The following is a 15,042-nucleotide window of genomic DNA, read 5'->3' as shown; positions in this document are numbered from 1 at the left end:
GGCAGGCGTCAGCTGGGGACGGGGCGGGTCAGTCCACGGGCGGCGACGAGGTCGTGGGCAGCTGGGTCGGCGTGCCTGACGGTGTGTTGGTGGGGGTGCCGTCGGGGTTGCCGTCAGGGGTGCTCGTGGGTGTGCTGGTCGGCGTACCGAGCGACGTGTCGGACGGCGTACTGGACACCGGAGGATCCGCAGGCGGCGTGGTCCACGGGGGGATCGAAGAGGGGAGGAGGTAGGAAGGGGCCTCCGATCGCATCTCGGACGGCGTGGTGGCCGGCGCAAGGGGGCCCGTACTTCCGCCGGACACCAGCGCCGCCACAGCCGCCGCACCCGTACCGGCGAAGGCCACGCACGCGGTGGCGGCCACCATGGCCAGGCGCCGCCGCCGCAGACGGGTACCGCGGGCCGAGATCACCGCTACCGGGAGGGGCTTCGTGTGCGCCTGCCCGGCGGCGGCCGCTTCCTGGAACGCGTTCCTCAACGGGTCACGGCGAACGTCATGGGCAGGGTCATGGGGCAGGTCATGGGGCTCAGGCACCGGTGGCCTCCTCAGCGCGTGGGTCCTGCAGAAGGTGGGAGAGCGCGGCCCGGCCCCGCACCAGGTGCGTCTTGACGGTGCCGGTGGACAGGCCGGTCTCGGCGGCGATCTGGGTGATGGTGAGGTCGCAGACGTAGTGCAGCGTCACGGTCCGCCGCTGCTTGGGCGGCAGTTCGCGCAGCGCCGACACCAGCGCGACCTGTTCGGGGCCGGGGCCCGCGACGTCGGGCGGGCTCCCGCGCCGCTGCCAGGCGTCCGCCGCGCGGCGGCGTACACGCCATCTGCTCACCGCCAGACGCCATGCCACCGTACGGATCCACGCCTCCGGTTCACCGGCCGCGTCGAGCTGGCGAAGCCGCCCCCAGCCCCTGACGAAGGCCTCCTGCACAACATCCTGGGCCTCGTGCAGATCGCCGAGCATCACATACAGCTGCCCGGTGAGGCGGGCGGCCGTGTGCGCGTAGAACTCTTCGAACTCCTCGACGGTCAACAACCACTCCTGGATATCTCTTCGGTCTCATCAGGCATACGCCCGGGGCCACGCATCCGGTTGACACCGGACGCAAAGAAACAGAGTGAGGGCCGTCACAGTGAACGATGCGTCAGACGCGCACCCGGACAACCTCGTTCAGAGTGATCGCAGAGAAACCGAAAGCGCATACCATGCGGCCGTCGTATTCATGTCATCACCTCCGACCGAGGGGACTCAGCGTGCGCACCAAGGTCCTGCCTTCCCTGCTCTGTGTCGGTCTCATAGCCGCCACCAGCGTGCTGACCGGAACCGCTGCTGTCGCCGCGCAACCCGCGCCGTCCGCAGCACAGAGCGCCGCCGCGGCCGACATCCGCGAAAAGCTGGAGCGGATCCCCGGACTGACTGTGGTCTCTGTGACGGACAAGGGCGGATTTCCCCTCTACAGCCTGACCCTGACTCAGCCCGTCGACCACGGCGATCCCGGCCGCAGCACCTTCGAGCAGAGATTCACGCTCTGGCACAAGGGCGAGACCGCGCCGGTGGTCCACTACACCGGCGGATACGGGCTGTCCTCCAGCACCCGCGAGATCACCACGCTGCTCGGCGCCAACCAGGTCAGCGTGGAGCACCGCTACTTCAACACATCCCGCCCCGGCGACGACGTCGACTGGGACGACCTGAACGTCTGGCAGCAGGCGAGCGACGAGCACGCGATCGTCGAGGCGCTCAAGACCATCTACCGGGCCAAGTGGCTCGGGACCGGCGCCAGCAAGGGCGGAATGACGCAGGTCTACCACGAGCGCTTCTACCCGGACGACCTGGACGCCGTCGTCGCGTACGTCGCCCCGAACGACGCGAACAACCGCGACGACAGCGTCTACGAGAGCTTCTTCAAGACCGTCGGCACGCCCGAATGCCGAGCCGCCCTGGACGCCGTACAGCGCGAAATGCTGGTACGCCGCGAAGCGATGCTGCCGCGCTTCGAGGCGACGTCCAAGGAGAAGGGCCTCACCTTCAAGTACCTCGGCTCGGCCGACCGCGCCTTCGAGTTCTCGGTGCTCGACCAGGTGTGGAACTTCTGGCAGAGCGGCACCTACACCGACTGCCCCGCCGTCCCCGACGCCGAGGCGGCCACCGACGACGAGCTCTACAAGTGGTCGCTCGACCACGGTCTGAGCATCTACTCGGACCAGGGTAACGGGGCCGAGGGCAGCGGCCCGTACTACCGGCAGGCCGCGGCCCAACTGGGCTGGGCAGACCTGAAGTTCAAGCATCTGCGCGATGTCCGCAACTACCCGGACATCTATCAGCCCAACTCGGTGCTGCCCGCCGACATGCGCACCTCGTACAACGGCCGCACCATGAAGGACGTCGACCGCTGGGTGTCCACCCGGGGCGAGCAGATGATGTTCGTGTACGGGCAGAACGATCCGTGGAGCGCGGAGCAGTTCAAGCCGAGCCGGCACGACTCCCATCTTTACGTCGCCCCGAACACCAACCACGGTGCGCTGATCTCCAAGCTGACGCCCGAGGACCGGGCGAAGGCCGAGGCCACGGTCAAGCGGTGGGCGGGACAGTAGGAGCGGGTCCTCGGAACGCCGGACGGGCCGGCCGCCGGCCCGTCCGGCGTTGTCACCGGTTGTCGGCTTGTCGGTCGCCGGTCGCCGGTCGCCGGTCGCCGGTTGGCGGTTACCGATCGCCGGTTACCGCCCGAGCGCCGCCTGCATCATCTTCTGAGCGATCGGCGCCGCCAGCCCATTGCCGCTCACCTCCGACCGCGCAGCCCCCGAGTCCTCGACGAGCACCGCGACCGCCACCTCCTTGCCGCTCGACTCGTCCTTCGCATACGACGTGAACCAGGCGAACGGCGTCTTGCTGTTGGCAACGCCGTGCTGCGCCGTGCCCGTCTTGCCGCCCACCTCGGCTCCGGCGATCCGCGCGTTCGTGCCCGTGCCGTCCTCGACGACCGTGACCATCGCACTTCGCAGCTGCTCGGCGGTGGAGGAGGAAACGACCTGCTTGCTGCCGGCGTCCCCGAGGTCCTCCAGGGTGTTGCCGTCCGCGTCCGTCACCTTGGACACCATGTGGGGCGAGACGAGCTCTCCGCCGTTGGCGAGGGCCGCCGAGACCATGGCGATCTGGAGCGGGGTGGCGGTCACGTCGAACTGGCCGATGCCCGTCAGCGCGGTCTGCGCCTCGTCCATGCCGGACGGGTACACGCTCTCCGACGCCCGGACCGGCACATCCTGCTTCTCGGTGTTGAAGCCGAACTTCTCCGCCATCGCCTTCACCTCGTCCTGCCCGAGGTCCGCGGCAACCTTCCCGAAGACGTTGTTGCAGGAGTACTTGAGCGCGGTGCGCAGCGTCGCGTTCTCGCAGGGCGCGGACGCGTTCTCGTTCTTGAGGACCGTCCGCGTGCCGGGCAGGGTGTACGGAAGCGGGCTGTCCGTCTTCTCGTCGACCGACCCGTAGAGCCCCTCCTCCAGCGCCGCTGCGGCGACGACCAGCTTGAATGTCGACCCGGGCGGCAGCGGCTGCCGCAGCGCCCGGTTGACCATCGGCTTGTCTTTGTCACCGTTCAGCTGCTGCCAGGCGTCGCCGTCCGTCGTCCCGCTGATCTTCGACGGGTCGTACGAGGGCGTGGAGACCATCCCCAGGATCTGCCCGGTCTTCGGGTCGAGGGCGACGGCTGCGCCCTTCTTGTCGCCCAGGGCCTTGTGCGCCGCCTTCTGCACGGCGGGGTCGATGGTCGTCACGACGTCGCCCGGCTCGGTCTGCTTGCCGGTGATGAGGTCGGCCGGGTTCTTCAGGCGGTTGTCGGTCCCGTCCAGGACATTGCTGTAGATGCCCTCGATCTGGGTGGCGCCGTACGCCTGTGAGCTGTAGCCGGTGACGGCCGAGTAGAGCTCGCCGTTCTTGTACGTGCGCTTGTACTGGAGATCACTGCCCTCCGTCTTCTTCGATCCGGTGACCGGCGACCCGGCCACGATGATGTTCCCGAGCGGCTGCGCGTACTGCGCGATGGTGTTCCGCCGGTTGTGCTTGTCTTCTGCGAGGGCCCGGCCTTGGTACGCCTGCACCCAGGTGATCCGCACCAGCAGCGCGAGCACCATCAGCAGGCAGAAGACCGACGCACGCCTGATCGTTTTGTTCATCCCGTACGGGAGACGAGCGGCGCGGCCACGACAGTTCCGGAATGTCGCGCTTCTCAGGGAATCTTCATCTCGGCCCGCCTCTCGGCCCGCCTCTCGGCCCGCCTCTCGGCCCGCGTCAGCGAGGCTCGATGAAACCCGACTCGTACGCCCTGATCACCGCCTGCGTGCGGTCCCTGGCCCCCGTTTTGGCCAGCACGGCCGCCACATGGCTCTTCGCCGTCGCCGGGCCGACCCGCAGCCGGTTCGCGATCTCCGCGTTCGTCAGGCCCGTCGCCATCAGCCGCAGCACCTCCGCCTCTCGGTCGGTGAGCCGCGCCGCCCAGGGCGGCGCGGCGGCAGGCCGGCGCCTGGCGTATTCCGCGGCCAGACCGCGCACCGCCGAGGGGAAGAGAAGCGAGTCGCTGCGCGCCACCAGCCGGACCGCCTGGACCAGGTCCTCGGCGGCGGCGCGCTTGAGGAGGAAGCCCGCGGCGCCGGCCCGCAGGGCGTCGTACACGTACGAGTCGTTCTCGAAGGTGGTGACGACGACGATGCGCGGCGGCTCCTCCATCGCGAGCAGTATCTGCTCGGTGGCGCGGATGCCGTCGACCTCGGGCATCCGTACGTCCATCAGCACCACGTCGGGCCGCAGCTCACGCACCACCGACACGGCCTCGGCGCCGGTCGACGCCTCGCCGACGACCTCCAGGCCGTCCTCGGCGTCGAGGATGACGCGCAGAGCGGTGCGGACCATGCGCTCGTCGTCGGCGAGGACGATCCTGACCGCGGCACTCACCGGGGCGCTCACCGCGGCGCTCATCGCCGGCCGCCGTTCAGCGGGAGGCGGGCCGTGAGGCGCCAGACGTCGCCGTGCGGGCCCGCTTCGGCGTGGCCGCCGAGCAGGGTGGCCCGTTCGGCCGCGCCGCGCAGGCCCCGGCCGCCCCCGGGGCGTACCACCGGGGCCTTGTCGGGCAGCGGGTTCTCCATCACGATCTCCAACTCCTCGCCGCGCAGGGCGATCCGTAGCGACACCGGTGAGGCGCCGCAGTGCCGCAGGGCGTTGCTCAGCCCTTCCTGGACGATGCGGTACGCCTCACGGGACACCCTGTCCGGGGTCCGTACGACCGGATCGCCCTCCTCCGCGCAAGCCACCTTCACGCCGCTGCGGGCCAGCAAATCGTCCAGGGCGTCCAGTGTCGGCCCGGACACATCGTCGATGCCTTCGCTGTCCTCACCCTGCCGCAACACCCCCAGCACCGCGTCGAGTTCGCCCACCGTGCGCCGGGTCGTCTCCTCGATCGCGGTCAGCGCCTCCCGTACGAACTCCACATCGCTCGCCGCATCGCTGTCCAGCACCCGGCGTGCCGCACCCGCCTGGAGCGTGACCGCGCTCAGCGCGTGCCCCACCGAGTCGTGCAGCTCGCGGGCCAGCCGGTTGCGTACGGCCAGATCCGCGGCCCGCCGCTCCGCCGCCGCCAGCCGGTCGGCCGGTGTCGGCCCGAGGAGTACGGGCGCCCACCGGGCCAGCAGCGCCCCGGACGCCGCCGCGCACGCCGCGAGAGCCACCAGCATCGCGATCCCGGCGACGGGGGAGAGCGCCAGCCCCCAGGCGTGGTCGAGGACTTCGGGCAGCCCGAACCGGGACTCGCGCAGCGAGGAGAACACCGGGAGGATGATCAGCAGGACCGCCATCGGAGGCACCGCGAGCGTCATGCCGCTGATGATTCCGCCGATACCGAGATGCAGCGTGAACCACCCGGCCGTCCGCACCCGCGCCGCCCTCGACCGGGCCGGACCGTCCGCCAGTTGCCCGTCGGGCACCGCGCACAACGCCCGCACGGCCCCCACCGACAGGGGCCGGGCGAGCGGGAAGAGCGCGCTGATCGCGGCGATCGGCAGGGCCACGGCGAAGGCCCCGAACTGCATGGGGAGCGAGGTGAAGACGTTCTTGTCGTCCGCGAACGGGCCGACCATGACGCTGCCGAGGAGGAAGTACGGCATCAACAGCGCGCCGCCGAGGACCAGATGGACCCAGCGCAGCCGGGCCCGCGCCCCGAACAGAAGACTCACGTGGCGCGCTTCCGCAGGAAGGAGGCGCCCGCTGCGAGGACGACGAGACCGGTGATCATCTGCACAGCGTAGGTCAGCAGCATCAGCGTGGTGGGCCGGTCGGCCGCTTCGGCGGCGGGCATCACGGCGGTGCTGAGCAGCCAGCCGCCCCAGCAGCCGAGCGCGCCCGAGCCCAGCCAGGCGAGCGCGAGCGGGGCCTTGAGGGGAAGGCCGCGGCCGAGGCGCAGGGCGAGCATCAGTATGCCGGCCACCGTGACGGCCGCGAAAAGGACGTAGACGCCTTCGAGGAGGTGGAAGGCCGTCGTACGTCCGTCGATCCGGCCCTGGTTGAGCCCGGTCGTCGAACCGGCGGCCCACATCGCATGCGGTACGGCGCACAGCGCCGCGAGGACGGACGCGATCACCGCGGTGGCCCTCAGCCGGGGCCCGACCGCCGAATTCGGCAGATCCCACACTGTGCCCCGCCACAGGTGGCCCCAGCGCTCGCGGGCGTACAGCGCGAAGAGGGTGCCCAGCGCCATGCCCTGGACGATGAAGCCGGTGTAGACGACGCCGAAGACCCATTCGTCGAGGAAGGCTTCGCTCTCGGCCGGTGCGCTCTCGGCGCCGGTGAACACCTTGGCCAGCAGCTGGAGCGGATATCCGGTCACGATCGGCGTCAGCAGCCCGGTCGCCGCCCACATGGGCAGGACGAGCAGCCGGGCGGGGACGCGCCGCCCCCAGCCCTGGGTGAGCAGTAGCGCCAGCACGATCACGGCGGAGTCCATGACGACCGTGACGGCGTTGACGACGGCCATCGTGCCCGGGTGATCGAGGAGGACGCTTCCCTCGGGGATGCCGGTGCGGCTGCCCGCGATCCAGGCGAGCTTGAGGCCGAGGTACGGGACGCAGGAGGCGATGGCGGCGGCGCGCAGTGTCTTGCGCAGCGGGCCCGCGGGGGCCGTGCGGAGGCCTTGAGGAGTGGGGACGAGCGCGGTTTCTGTCATGCCCCCCACGCTCCCGGGCGGACCGCCGCCGCGCGTCCTGCGCACCGACGATCCGTCTCCGCCGCGCGGCGGAGGACCCCCTCACCCGGGATCACCCGGGATCACCCGGTGAGGGTGAGAACCAGTTCGTCGACCTCCGCCCCGCGGCCGTTCGCGAAGCCCCGGTCGTGGCCGATGACAACAAATCCGCACTTTTGCAGGACGCGGGCCGAACCGGTGTTGTCGGCCGCGGCTCGGGCGTACAGCGGCCGCTCGGGTACGAGTGCGAGAAGCCCGCGCAGAGCGGCGGTGGCCACGCCGCGTCCCCAGTACGCGCGGTCGACCCAGTACGTCACCTCGCGCTCCTCGGCAGGTCCGTACACCGCCGCATGGCCGGCCACCGCGCCGTCGACGACCACGGTGCGCACGAAGATCTCGTCCGAGGCACGCATCCTGGCCCAGTGGGCGTTGAAGGCTGCCCGGTCCGGTGGGTTCTTCGCGACGAAGGCGGCGACCTGAATCGCCTCGGGGTCGCTCATGTGGGAGAAGAAGACGGGCACGTCACTGTCGACGACCTCGCGCAGCGATACATCCATCGTCACATCCCTCTCGGAACGGGCCATTCAGAGCCTCCGGGTGGCGAGCGTGAGACGGTCCCGCGCGTCGAACAGCGCGTCCTTGACCATCTGCTCGTGCGCCGGTGTGAGCCGGGCGACCGGCACCGAGCAGCTGATGGCGTCGCGGGCCGGGGTGCGGTACGGGATGGCGACACCGAAGCAGCGCAGACCGAGGGTGTTCTCCTCGCGGTCCACGGCGTACCCCTGCTCGCGGACGGCGTGCAGCTCCTCGATGAGCTTCTCGCGGTCGGTGATGGTGTGCTCGGTCAGCGCGGGCAGCGTCTCCGGCAGCAGCTTGCGGACCTGCTCGTCGGTGTGCGTCGCGAGCAGCGCCTTGCCAAGGGAGGTCGAGTGCGCGGGCAGCCGGCGGCCGACGCGGGTGAAGGGCCGCAGATAGTGCTGGGACTGGCGGGTCGCGAGGTATACGACGTTCGTACCGTCGAGCCTGGCCAGGTGGATCGTCTCCGTCGTGTCGTCGGAGAGCCGGTCGAGCGTGGGGCGGGCGGAGGCGACGACCTCGTCGCCGTCGATGTACGACGTACCGACGAGCAGCGCCCGTACGCCGATGCCGTACCGCGTGCCCGTCGCGTCGGTCTCCACCCAGCCGAGCTCCACGAGCGTGCGCAGCAGCATGTACAGGCTGGACTTGGGGTAGCCGACAGCCTCCTGGACGGAGGCGAGAGAGTGCATACCGGGACTTCCCGCGAAGTATTCGAGCAACTCCACGGTCCGCACCGCGGATTTGACCTGTGCCCCACCCGAATCGGCAGTCGACATTGCCCTTGACCCCTTCGATTACCCGTTAATAGAGTCCCAGCATATTCAGCATCAGGAACTCTGTTCAGAATATCGAACAGCTGGAAGGACGCCACGGTGGCAGCAGCACCAGTCTGGAGTGTCGACCCCCGAACCGGGAAGCCGCGTGAGCAGGTTGCGGTGGAGGCCACTGCCGAGGAGGTCGACTGTGCGGTACGGGCCGCGCACGCCGCCCGCCCCGCGCTCGCCGACCGTGCGGTACGGGCCGCCATGCTCCGTACCGCCGCCGGACTTCTCGACGAGGCGGGCCGGTACGTCGTCGAGGCAGCCGACGCCGAGACGGCGCTCGGGCCGACCCGGCTCACCGGCGAACTGGCCCGTACCACCGCCCAGTTGAGGGCCTTCGCGGACGCCGTCGACGAGGGCGCCTTCCTCGACATCAGGATCGACCACGAGGACGCCACCAGGACACCGCCCTGGCCCGACCTGCGCCGCTACAAGATCCCCCTGGGCGTCGTGGCCGTCTACGCCGCGAGCAACTTCCCGCTGGCCTTCTCCGTCCCCGGCGGCGACACCGCGAGCGCGCTCGCCGCGGGCTGCCCGGTCGTCGTCAAGGCACACCCCGACCACCCCGCCACCTCCGAGCTCTGCGCCTCGGTGCTGCGCAGGGCCGCCGCGCAGGTGGGCCTCCCGGAGGACGTGGTCGTCCTCGTCCACGGCTTCGACGCGGGCATCGAACTGGTCAGGCACCCCCTCGTCGCGGCGGCGGGCTTCACCGGATCGGTGCGCGGCGGACGGGCGCTCTTCGACGCAGCGGCCGCCCGTCCCGCCCCCATTCCCTTCCACGGCGAACTCGGCTCGCTCAACCCCGTCGTGATCACCGAAGCAGCGGCGGAGGAACGCGCCGAGCAGATCGGGGCGGGCCTCGCGGGTTCGATGACGCTGGGGGAGGGCCAGTTCTGCACCAAGCCCGGCTTCGTGCTGGCCCCGGCGGGCGCGGCCGGCGACCGGCTGCTGAAGTCTCTGGCGGCGGCCGTCAGCGACACCGAGCCCGGCGTGATGCTGGACCACCGGATGCGGGACGCGTTCGTCGCGGGTGTACGGGAACGGGCCGCCCTCCCGGACACCGAAGCGCCGGTGACCCCGGGCGCGGGGGGCGAGCACACGGTGAGCGCGGGTTTCCTGACCGTCCCGGCGCAGGCGCTGGCCACTGCGGGCCCGCACGACCTGCTCCTGGAGGAGTGCTTCGGCCCGGTCACGGTGGTCGCGCGCTACGAGGACCCGACGCAGATCGCCGCCGTACTGTCACGCCTCCCCGGCAACCTGACGGCCACGCTCCACCTGGCCGAGGAGGAGCTGACGGACGACACCGACTCCGGTGCCGGCACCGGAGCCCGGCTGCTGGCCGAGCTGACGCGGGTCGCCGGGCGAGTCCTGGTCAACGGCTGGCCGACGGGGGTTGCGGTGGCCCCCGCGCAGCACCACGGCGGCCCGTACCCGGCGTCAACCTCCACGTCGACGTCGGTGGGCACCACGGCCATCGAACGCTGGCTGCGCCCGATCACGTACCAGTCGACCCCGGACCCGCTGCTTCCCCCGGAGCTGCGCGACGCGAACCCGGAGGGCCTGCCGCGGAGGGTGAACGACCGGCTGGGGTAGGGCACGGGTCGCCACCGCAACCGGCCAACGAGCTTCCGCGTCTCGTCCCTCATGATCAGAAACGCAACCCCCGCCGACCTCGACGCGATCGCCGCACTGCACACGGCCGCCCGTGCCACGTACTACCGCAGCCACATCCCCGAAGAAGACTTCTCCGGCCCGGCCGAACTCGCCAGAACACGCGAGGGATGGGCCGCCGCCATCGCCCGCGACGACGCCAACGTGCTCTGCGCCGAAGACGAAGGCACGGTCGCGGGCACCGCAGCCTTCCGTGTCCGCGAGGGCATCATGACCCTCACCCAGCTCCACGTCGCCCCGACCCACTGGAGCCGCGGCCTCGGCACCGCCCTGCACACCGCCTGCGTCGAGACCTGGCAGCGCACCGGCACCCGCCAGGCACGCCTGGAGGTCTACGAACACAACCTGCGCGCCCAGACCTTCTACGCCCGCCACGGCTGGCACCCCGACCCGGAGACACCGCGCGTGGGCGCCCACCTGGTGCTGCTCCTCGACGTACCGCCCGCACCGCCCGTGCGGCAATGACGCTCACCGTGACCAGCGTGCACCGCCGCGACCAGTGAGCGAGCACAGGGCACGAGGCGGGGAATGACCCGGCGGGGCCGACTCAGGGTGTGGAGCGCGTCTAGCGAAGCGACGCGAGCACTCGCGACCGCAGCGTCTCATCAGTGATCGTGTCCACGCTGCGCCACGCGTACCCGCTCACTTCTTCCTCCTGCAGCGTCACCTCCTGGTCACCCTCCAGCCGGAAGAGATAGCGGAAGTCGAAGTGCTGGTGCGCAGGCTCCCCCTTGCTCTCGTTCGCCGGAATCGGGTGCACGTCGATGTGGACCGGGACCGCGTGGACCGGAGAGACGCTGAGGGTGATGCCGGTCTCTTCGATCAGCTCACGGAGGGCGGAACCCAACAGGTCCGCGTCCTCGGGCTCAAGGTGTCCGCCCGGGGTCAGCCACTTGCCGAGTGCCACGTGCCGAATGAACAGCGCCTGACCCTCGCTGTTGACGATCACGGCCCCCGCTGTGGCATGGCCCCGGAACTCCTTCCGGCTGGTCACGTCGGCCCCCTGGTCGATGAGCTCGTGAACGATCGCCAGGGCGGTCTTTTCCGCCGGGTGCGCGTCGGTGTACTCGGCGAGGGTCGTACGGATGTGGTCTGCCGTGATGGGCATTCGCTCACCTGTTGTAGTAGTGGAGCCAGGTAGCCGCGATGGCTTCCCGGTCGGCGGTGGGCACCTCGTACATGGCGGCATCCAGCCCCCCCGCGAGCCAGCATGGCCGCGCCCGCGAGGATTTCGGCCTGAACGAGGAAGATGAACGGTCCAACGCTCGCGCCGTGGATGAAGTTGACCGCCTCGCCCCCGTTCAGCAGATAGAAGTAGTGCCCGGTCGTGCTGTAGCGGCTCACGTGCTTGCCGGCGCTGTCGCGGGTGTAGCCCGAGGGCAAGCCGCTCAACTCCAACTCGTCTTCCGAGCTGGTCACCGTCGCCACATAGGCCCCGTTCTTGAGCTGCGGGAAGTCCTCGCCGCGGAGAGACAGTGCCCCCGTTGCACAGAGAACGAGTCCGGCCGTGGCTATGGCCTGGTCTCGGTCCCGGGCCACTTCGAAACCCTGGGACATAGCCTGTGCCCGTCGCACGGGGTCGATGTCGTAGACGATCACCCGAACGCCCTTGACGTGCAGCAGCCGGGCAATGCTGGACCCGAGCTTGCCGAACCCGAGGACCAGGGCCGGGCGCCCGTGCAGGATGTCCCCGCGCTGCCGCAACAACGCTTCGGCGGAAAACACCACGCTCTGCCCGACCAGGAAGTCTTCCGGGTCCTTGAGCGGCGACCGGGCAACGGACACGACCGGGCACGGCAGCTTGTCCCGTTCGGCGTAGCGTTTGTGTCCGTTCTCGGTGTCCTCAACCACTCCGAGGATGGTTCCCGAGAACCGTTCACACAGCGCGTCCAGCGAGGGAGCGAAGTACCCGCCCACGTCGAGCAGAACGACGCTTTCGCCGGCTGCCCTGGTTTCCAGGTACGTCACGGCGGTGTCGGGGTCGCTGAACATGTCGCGGGACAGTTCGTCGCACGCCACGGTCCGTTCAATCTCTCGGCGAGCGCTCGCGTGGATGGACTTGGGCTTGGGCAGAACGGCACGCAGGTGCGACACCTTGCCCACCGCACCGACGAACGCGGGTCGCTCGGGCAGCAGATGAGTGATCAACAGCGAGGACGGACGCTCGGCTGGCGTGAACGCTTCGGCGACTTTGCCAAAGTACGTGTCGAGCCGTGCACGATCGGCTGTTTCCATGGGCACCCTTTCTTGTTGTCTTCGGTCACTGGACGCGCTCCACCACGGCGACTTCCGAGAACTCCCGGAGGAAGGTCATGTGGCCGGTCCGGCCGGTGTGCTGCATGCACTTGTCGGTGCACACGTCTGCGTTCGCGGTCGGCTCCGCAGTCCAGTCGCACTCAGGGTTCAGGCACCGCGCCGTCGCGGTCGTCTCGGCGGAAGGGTGGCGACGCATGACGTACCTGACATACCGCAGTACCACTCGCGTGCTCATCACACGTCCTCGCATCGCCGGCAGGAACAGCGGGGCTCGGCGGTGCTGACGGGCAGCGGGTTCCGTGGATCGCTCGGGACGATGATCTCGGGACCGTACGTCTTCCCGCTGTCCCGAGATACGCGCAGCGTCATGGCACTACGCCTGGTGGTGTTCGTACTCTCTCGGCTCACCGCCCCGCCCTTCGCCTCTGGCTCTGTGAGTCAGAACGCTAGGCAAACCGGGGAGAGGCGTACGGGACGTATTCGCGCTTATTCTCGCGGGCTCAAAGACTGCTTTGCCCGCATGAGCACGCGGTGCGCCTCGGCGCCAAAGAGGGCGTTCCTCTCCAGCGCCTTCCACGCACGAACGTGCAGGGCGACGTCCTCCGGATCGTCCAACCACATTTCGGCGTGCCACGTCTCGGTGATCACGAGGTTGTCGTCATGGACGGAGAATCCGACCCCAGCGGGAACGTTCATGTCCGCTTCGAACGGCACGATTCCTACTCTCACGTTCCCCGGGCCGAGCCGCCCCACGATTTGGTCAAGCTGCCCTGAGAGCACGGGGGGCGAGCAAGGGCGGGCCCGTAGAGCCCCTTCCCAGACGAGGAAGTGAAACGTCCGGCTCTGGTCCGTGAGGATGTCTTGACGCCCCATGCGCGCCTGCACGGCGGCCTCGATGTCCCTGGGGGCGGTGTGAATCGCGGAGTATCGAGTGAGGACCGCGCGTGCATAGTCGGCGGTCTGCAAGAGCCCGGGTACCAACGCGGGATCGAAACTACGCCGAGAGTGCGTCTTCTGAGCTTGCGCCCAGTGCGCTTCCTGCACGGCGCGATAACCACCCGCCAACTGCCTACGCCATGATCGGTACTGCGTTTCCAGTCCGCGCAGGCGCCCGACAAGTTCGCCTGTTGCCCCCCGGTTCCCGGTCCCCTCGGCCCATGCCTTGAGATCGGCGACGGTCGGTGTCTGTTTGCCGTTCTCCAGCTTGCTGACCTTGGACTGCCCCCACTCAAGCCGGTCGGCCAGTTCGCGGCCCGTAAGCCCGCCCTCGGTGCGCAGCTCCCGCAGGCGCGCACCGAGGGACACCCGGCCTTGCTGAAAGTCCGTACTCACTCAGCGGACGGTACCTGAGCTGTGAACTCCCTGTACGGGACTGCGTGGTGCCATGCGGCATCCCGCACCTGACAGGCCCGCAGCACTTCCGCCGGATCAGTGATCAGCTCCATGCCGATGGTGCGCTCACCCTCGAAATGGAAGCGCGCCACGGTGCGGGAGTCGAACAGCCAGAAGTCCGAGAGATTCACGCCGTAGTGCTCGGCATCGTCACGCCACAGGTGGCGGATGTCCTCGCCTGCTGCAACGTTCGTCCGAGCACAGGCGAGCAGGTACCGCTGACCAGTGGTCGGCGGGTTGTCCACGATCCGTACCCGCTCGAACCGCTTGCCGCCGTCCACCATGCGGCGCACATTGGCGAACCACGGGTGCCCGACCTCCCCGGCGGTGTCACCGGTCCGCAGGAACTCTTGATAGGACGGCATCGCCTGGTCGGACGCGTACCCGCTTCGGGTCTCCAGCCGCCATGCGGTGTGCTCGAATCCGTCGTTGATGAACTCGCTGATCTTCTGTTGCGGCACGAACTCGGGCACGTGCGTGACCTCCCTCGGGGAGAAGTTCGCCAGCAGCGCCCGAGGCACGACCACGAACGCTTCCCCTTCCTTGACGTACTTGAGCTGCACCACGTCCGCGGGATCGGTCACCGAGTCCCCCTGCACGATCACTTCCCCAGTGTCCAGGTCCTCATACAGAGTCGGGCAGTCGCCCACTCCGGATGTGCTCCCGAGGACCCGCAGTCGCCTTGCCATGGCTGTTCCCCTCGTCGTCGGACACAACAGCGCAAGCATGATGATCCGAAGGGGCGTCTGTCCGGGGTGATTCTCGATTATTCGCATCCTCGGCAACACGCAGAAAGCCCCCGCACCCGCCCCCAGCGAAGGAGACGAACACGGGGGCTCTGTGGTGTGGCTGGCGTCCGGGCCAGTCCCACACGTCCGAGTCGTCTTCCTCGGATTCCGGCAGGGTGATGCTGGTGCGGGCACTCGGCGACAGTCCGAGTTCACGGATGTATCGGGCGAGCTGCGTGCGGTACTGCCCCGCGATGGTGGCGACCCGGGCCGTGCAGCGTCCGCCCGTTGTGAGTTCAGAGCATCCGGGGACTGAGCAAGGGGGCGGGGCTTTCGGGGCATGGGGCTCCTCGCAGGGTGGGGGATCATTTCGTCACCCC

Annotated in this window: 15 protein-coding genes and 1 pseudogene; 3 read left to right on the top strand and 13 right to left on the bottom strand. The window is 69.4% G+C overall.

Going from position 1 to position 15,042, the window contains the following annotated elements; all coding sequences use genetic code 11:
* Positions 1 to 28 precede the first annotated feature (28 nt).
* Both PXH83_RS04505 and PXH83_RS04500 read right to left on the bottom strand, forming a co-directional pair.
* The gene (locus PXH83_RS04505) at positions 29 to 535 is read right to left on the bottom strand and encodes a hypothetical protein (RefSeq protein WP_274556906.1); all 507 of its coding nucleotides are present in this window, start codon (positions 533 to 535) and stop codon (positions 29 to 31) included.
* Positions 528 to 1,025: a SigE family RNA polymerase sigma factor gene (locus tag PXH83_RS04500; RefSeq protein WP_274556905.1), complete on the bottom strand. Its 498-nt coding sequence runs from the start codon at positions 1,023 to 1,025 to the stop codon at positions 528 to 530. Before PXH83_RS04500 ends, PXH83_RS04505 begins: the two co-directional genes overlap by 8 nt.
* A gap of 221 nt (positions 1,026 to 1,246) precedes the next feature.
* On the opposite strand from PXH83_RS04500, the gene PXH83_RS04495 reads away from it, so the two are divergent.
* Positions 1,247 to 2,587, top strand: a complete 1,341-nt coding sequence (locus tag PXH83_RS04495; RefSeq protein ID WP_274556904.1) for a S28 family serine protease — start codon at positions 1,247 to 1,249, stop codon at positions 2,585 to 2,587.
* A 123-nt stretch (positions 2,588 to 2,710) separates the two neighbouring features.
* On the opposite strand, the gene PXH83_RS04490 is transcribed toward PXH83_RS04495, so the two are convergent.
* The 6 genes from PXH83_RS04490 to PXH83_RS04465 form a co-directional block, all read right to left on the bottom strand.
* Positions 2,711 to 4,162 carry a peptidoglycan D,D-transpeptidase FtsI family protein gene (locus PXH83_RS04490; protein WP_274556902.1) on the bottom strand — a complete coding sequence of 484 codons (1,452 nt, stop codon included), beginning with the start codon at positions 4,160 to 4,162 and terminating at the stop codon, positions 2,711 to 2,713.
* A gap of 115 nt (positions 4,163 to 4,277) precedes the next feature.
* Complete coding sequence (locus PXH83_RS04485) at positions 4,278 to 4,961, bottom strand: response regulator transcription factor (protein ID WP_274556900.1); 684 nt, start codon at positions 4,959 to 4,961, stop codon at positions 4,278 to 4,280.
* Positions 4,958 to 6,211 (bottom strand): sensor histidine kinase, encoded by a 1,254-nt coding sequence (locus tag PXH83_RS04480; protein ID WP_274556897.1) that lies wholly within the window; start codon positions 6,209 to 6,211, stop codon positions 4,958 to 4,960. Before PXH83_RS04480 ends, PXH83_RS04485 begins: the two co-directional genes overlap by 4 nt.
* A complete protein-coding gene (locus PXH83_RS04475; RefSeq protein WP_274556895.1) occupies positions 6,208 to 7,197 on the bottom strand; it encodes a hypothetical protein in 990 nt (329 codons plus the stop codon). Before PXH83_RS04475 ends, PXH83_RS04480 begins: the two co-directional genes overlap by 4 nt.
* A gap of 101 nt (positions 7,198 to 7,298) precedes the next feature.
* Positions 7,299 to 7,772 (bottom strand): GNAT family N-acetyltransferase, encoded by a 474-nt coding sequence (locus PXH83_RS04470; RefSeq protein WP_274562668.1) that lies wholly within the window; start codon positions 7,770 to 7,772, stop codon positions 7,299 to 7,301.
* A gap of 27 nt (positions 7,773 to 7,799) precedes the next feature.
* Positions 7,800 to 8,570 carry an IclR family transcriptional regulator gene (locus tag PXH83_RS04465; RefSeq protein ID WP_274556893.1) on the bottom strand — a complete coding sequence of 257 codons (771 nt, stop codon included), beginning with the start codon at positions 8,568 to 8,570 and terminating at the stop codon, positions 7,800 to 7,802.
* 96 nt (positions 8,571 to 8,666) lie between these two features.
* Here PXH83_RS04465 and PXH83_RS04460 point away from each other — a divergent pair, with 96 nt between their 5' ends.
* On the top strand, positions 8,667 to 10,208 hold the full coding sequence (locus PXH83_RS04460; protein WP_274556891.1) for an aldehyde dehydrogenase family protein: 1,542 nt from the start codon (positions 8,667 to 8,669) through the stop codon (positions 10,206 to 10,208).
* Between the two features lie 51 nt (positions 10,209 to 10,259).
* Positions 10,260 to 10,751 carry a GNAT family N-acetyltransferase gene (locus PXH83_RS04455; protein WP_274556889.1) on the top strand — a complete coding sequence of 164 codons (492 nt, stop codon included), beginning with the start codon at positions 10,260 to 10,262 and terminating at the stop codon, positions 10,749 to 10,751.
* A 100-nt stretch (positions 10,752 to 10,851) separates the two neighbouring features.
* Here PXH83_RS04455 and PXH83_RS04450 read toward each other — a convergent pair whose 3' ends face one another.
* From PXH83_RS04450 to PXH83_RS04430, 5 genes and pseudogenes are all read right to left on the bottom strand, one after another.
* Complete coding sequence (locus PXH83_RS04450; protein ID WP_274556887.1) at positions 10,852 to 11,394, bottom strand: NUDIX hydrolase; 543 nt, start codon at positions 11,392 to 11,394, stop codon at positions 10,852 to 10,854.
* Positions 11,395 to 11,398: 4 nt separating this feature from the next.
* Positions 11,399 to 12,521 (bottom strand): annotated as a pseudogene (locus tag PXH83_RS04445) (adenosylhomocysteinase).
* 25 nt (positions 12,522 to 12,546) lie between these two features.
* Complete coding sequence (locus PXH83_RS04440) at positions 12,547 to 12,777, bottom strand: DUF7848 domain-containing protein (protein ID WP_274556885.1); 231 nt, start codon at positions 12,775 to 12,777, stop codon at positions 12,547 to 12,549.
* A 251-nt stretch (positions 12,778 to 13,028) separates the two neighbouring features.
* Entirely contained in the window at positions 13,029 to 13,874 is an 846-nt protein-coding gene (locus PXH83_RS04435) for a helix-turn-helix domain-containing protein (RefSeq protein ID WP_274556883.1), read from the bottom strand.
* A complete protein-coding gene (locus tag PXH83_RS04430) occupies positions 13,871 to 14,623 on the bottom strand; it encodes a DUF6879 family protein (protein WP_274556881.1) in 753 nt (250 codons plus the stop codon). The genes PXH83_RS04435 and PXH83_RS04430 overlap by 4 nt, the downstream gene beginning before the upstream one ends.
* Positions 14,624 to 15,042: the final 419 nt, after the last annotated feature.

Source organism: Streptomyces spiramyceticus, assembly GCF_028807635.1.
In the GTDB taxonomy this organism is placed as follows: Bacteria; Actinomycetota; Actinomycetes; order Streptomycetales; family Streptomycetaceae; genus Streptomyces; species Streptomyces spiramyceticus.
This window is presented reverse-complemented; position numbering and strand designations above follow the sequence as displayed.